Annotated in this window: 4 protein-coding genes; 3 read left to right on the forward strand and 1 reads right to left on the reverse strand. The window is 60.2% G+C overall.

Going from position 1 to position 3,777, the window contains the following annotated elements; genetic code table 11:
* Positions 1 to 510: M17 family peptidase N-terminal domain-containing protein (locus VL202_RS09945; RefSeq protein WP_325463956.1), on the reverse strand; the 510-nt coding region annotated here is incomplete at its 3' end.
* Between the two features lie 318 nt (positions 511 to 828).
* On the opposite strand from VL202_RS09945, the gene lptF reads away from it, so the two are divergent.
* The 3 genes from lptF to VL202_RS09960 form a co-directional block, all read left to right on the forward strand.
* Positions 829 to 1,998: an LPS export ABC transporter permease LptF gene (gene lptF / locus VL202_RS09950; RefSeq protein ID WP_056332032.1), complete on the forward strand. Its 1,170-nt coding sequence runs from the start codon at positions 829 to 831 to the stop codon at positions 1,996 to 1,998.
* Positions 1,995 to 3,080, forward strand: a complete 1,086-nt coding sequence (gene lptG / locus VL202_RS09955) for an LPS export ABC transporter permease LptG (protein ID WP_325463957.1) — start codon at positions 1,995 to 1,997, stop codon at positions 3,078 to 3,080. The genes lptF and lptG overlap by 4 nt, the downstream gene beginning before the upstream one ends.
* The coding region (locus tag VL202_RS09960; RefSeq protein ID WP_414692833.1) for an LPS-assembly protein LptD at positions 3,080 to 3,777 on the forward strand (698 nt) is incomplete at its 3' end. The genes lptG and VL202_RS09960, both read left to right, overlap by 1 nt.

Below are 3,777 nucleotides of genomic sequence, written 5' to 3' on the forward strand. Positions count from 1 at the left end.
CAGTTTCTTCGCCGCCACCGCCGCATCGGTGACGATCGTTATCTTCACCGGCTTCACAGGCGCCTTCTGGTCGTCCTCGTCCTTCTTCGTCTTGTAGCAATCGAAGCGATAGGCGTTCATTTCCATGCCGAGCGCGAAATCGGCCGCCTGCTTGCCGGACACGACGAGCCCGGGTGCATCGAGGAAGACGGTGACCTTCTCGGCGGAACGGATTTTCGCTGCAGCCGCGCCGCCGGCCTTCAGCCAGTCATGGGCGGTGAGGCCCGTTCCGTCGCCCATGCCGAGAACGAGAATGCGCTCGGCCGGCGAACCATGCGGCGCCACGATATCGAGCGCGGCGAGCGTCTTGCCCTTGAATTTCGCGATCCGCGCGGCCCTGGCGATAATGTCCTGCGGATCGACCTGCTGGACGCCTGCGGCTTCTTTTGCGTCAACTGTCTTGAGCAGGATGGCGAGGCCGCCGGTGGGGCGGGCCGATTTGCTGAAACCGATTTCGAATTTCAAGGACATGAGAAACTCCAGGATGGCGATGCGGGCGCGGTGCTGTTACATGGGGGCTACAGTGGCGGACATTCGTCACCTTCCGCCACCCCCGCGGCACGTTGGCATACCCTTTCTTGGTTTTAATGGCCTTGGCAAGACGCGAGCGTATGTTTACATGCCGTTAACCAGCATTCTTTGCCGTCGATTAGCCTTGATCCTTTAGTCTTTCGTCATTGTGAAAATCTTGCAAACCGGCTTATTCGACACGGCATTGATACAGGTTCCGGCCAGCTATATGCCGGCATTCCCGAACCCGTCGCACGGCCACAGCGGCCAGGACAATGCATGAAACTGATCGAGCGCTATATCCTGAAGCGGGCAACGGGCATGTTCCTCGCCACGCTTCTGCCGCTTCTGGCGATCGTGTGGACGACACAGGCGCTGGCCAGCATCAATCTGGTCACCGACAGCGGCCAGTCGATCCTCGCCTTCATGCGGCTTGCGACGCTCGTCCTGCCGTCCATCGTGCCGCTCATCCTTCCCTTCGCGCTGGTCATCGGCGTGGCGCAGACGCTGACGGCGATGAATGCCGATTCGGAACTGACGGTGCTGAATGCGGCCGGAAGTTCGCGCATGACGATCATCCGGCCGATCATCTATCTGAGCCTCGCCCTCAGCGCGCTTTCCTTTACGGTCGACAATTTCGTCGAACCGTATTCGCGCATGGCCGTGCGCAAGATGATCGCCACGGCAAATGCCGATCTCCTGTCGTCGGTCGTGCAGGAAAACACCTTCCGCAAGATCGCCGACGGTCTCTATGTCCAGGTCGCCTCGCGGCGCAGCGGCGGCGTGCTTGGTGGTATTTTCGTCGCCGATTCGCGCAATCCGGCCTATGAGCTCGTCTATTACGCCCGCGAGGGTGCGGTCGATGACAATGGCACGGCGCTGGTGATGAAGGATGGCGAGGTGCACCGCAAGCTGCCCGACGGCAATGTGTCGATCATCAAGTTCGACAGCTATGCCTTCGACCTCACGGACATGACCCGGATGGCCGGCGAGGTGAACATTCGCGCCAAGGACCGGGACCTGCCCTATCTTTTCAATCCCGATCCGAAGGATCCGGTCTATGAGAAGAAGCCGCTCTCCTTCTCGGCCGAGCTTCATCGCCGGTTCACCGAATGGACTTTCCCCCTTGTTTTCGCCCTGGTCGCGCTGGTCGTCAGCAGCGATGCGCGGTCCCATCGCGAGGCCCGGATGCATCCGATGATCACGGCGCTGCTGACCTGCCTGTTCATTCGCTGGACAACCTTCTATGCCGCCAACAGCGCCGAGGAATCGCGCCTCTTCATTCCGATCATGTACCTCATCCCGATCGGCACCGGCGCGCTTGCGATACGCCAGCTGACCGGAAACAGGCGGCTTGAAATTCCCGTCAGCTGGGAGCAGAGGGTCAACGACCTCCTGGTGCGGCTGCGCCTTGCCAAGCCGGCCTCCGACGGGAATCAGCCGTCATGATCTTCACGACACTCGGCCGCTATTTCTTCAGGCGCTATGCGATGACCACCTTCTGGTTCCTCGCCGGCATCTTCGCGCTGATCTTCATCATCGATTTCAGCGAATTGTCCAACCGAATGTCGCAGTTGCCGCGCTATTCCGTCGCCGGCGCGCTGTTGATGACCACGTTCCGCATACCGATGATCCTGCAGCAGACGGTTCCTTTCGTGGCACTGTTTTCCGGCATGGCGGCGCTGATCTCGCTCAATCGCCGCTATGAGCTGGTGGTGACGCGCGCCGCCGGCATTTCCGTCTGGCAGTTCCTGCAGCCTTTCGTGGTCGGCGCCTTCCTGTTCGGCGTGCTGACGGTCGTGGCGCTCAACCCGCTCGCTTCCTGGGGCACCAAACAGGCGGAAATGCTGGAAACCGAATGGGGCAGTTCTTCGGCATCCAAGTCGACGATCGCCGTTCCCTGGCTTCGCCAGATCTACGGAAACGACGATACGATCATCGGCGCCCGCTCGGTTCGCGACGAGGGCAAGACGCTGGTCAATGTCAGCGTGATCCATTTCGATCCGCTCGGGACGATCGTTTCGAGACAGGATGCGGCCACGGCAAAACTGGAAGATGGTTACTGGCTACTTAACGAGGTGACGGAAACGCGCAACGGACAATTGCCGCGCCGTCTCGAAACGGTACGGCTGCCGACCCATCTCAAGCCGGAATTCGTTCAGGAAAGCCTTGGAAAGGCTGATTCCATTCAGTTTTTCGATCTCCCGCACAAGATCGAGGTGGCAAAATCCTTCGGTTTCCCGACCAATGCCATGGAAACCCAGTTCCACTCCCTGCTTTCGCTTCCACTGCTTCTCGTGGCGATGACGCTGATCGCCGCCAGCGTCTCCCTGAAATTTAGCCGGTTCAACCAGTCGCGACCGGTAATTCTCGGTGGAATCCTCTCGGGCTTCGTGCTTTATGTCGTCACCGTGCTTGTCAAAGCATTCGGGAGCAGCGGCATTATGCCTCCGTTCGTTGCAGCCTGGTTGCCAGTTGTTGTAGCGATGGCGCTGGGCTCGACGATTCTATTGCATGAGGAGGATGGCTAGTGGCGGCAGGCGCCCGCAAACATACAAGGCTGCTGACGGCCATTCTGCTTTCCGGTGTTGCATTCCTGGCGTCGAACCCGATCGCGCCCGCATGGGCGCAGCCGGCGGATATCGATTCGCTCCAACCGACCCTTCCCGACGACGCCAAGATGCTTCTGTCGGCGAACGAACTCGTCTACAATCAGGATGCGGAGCGCGTCATCGTGCGCGGCGCCGTGCAGATCAACTACGGCGGCTACCAGATGGTCGCCCAGCAGGTCGAATACAGCCAGAAGACGGGGCGCATCATCGCGACCGGCGAAATCGAGCTGATCGAGCCCGGCGGCAATCGCATCTATGCCGACCAGATGGACGTTACCGACACATTCTCCGACGGCTTCATCGAGACGATGCGGCTGGAGACGACGGATCTCACCAAGCTGGCGGCCGTGACCGCCGAGCGCCGCAATGGCGAGGAGATGATCCTCAACAATGCCGTCTATACCGCCTGCACGCCCTGCGCCACCAACCCGAACCATCGTTCCCTCTGGCACCTCAAGGCGCAGCGCATCGTCCAGAACGGCCGGACCCATACGGTGCGGATGGAAAATGCCCGTTTCGAGCTGTTCGGTAAGCCCATCCTCTTCCTGCCGGTTCTTGAACTTCCCGATCATACGGTGAAGCGCAAGAGCGGCTTCCTGTTCCCGAAGTTCAGCTA

This window comes from Pararhizobium sp. (assembly GCF_035497515.1).
In the GTDB taxonomy this organism is placed as follows: Bacteria; Pseudomonadota; Alphaproteobacteria; order Rhizobiales; family Rhizobiaceae; genus Pararhizobium.

Excerpts from the sequence above, each read along its gene's own strand:
- lptF (WP_056332032.1), top strand. The coding sequence starts at position 829 with ATGAAACTGATCGAGCGCTATATCCTGAAGCGGGCAACGGGCATGTTC.
- lptG (WP_325463957.1), top strand. The coding sequence starts at position 1,995 with ATGATCTTCACGACACTCGGCCGCTATTTCTTCAGGCGCTATGCGATG.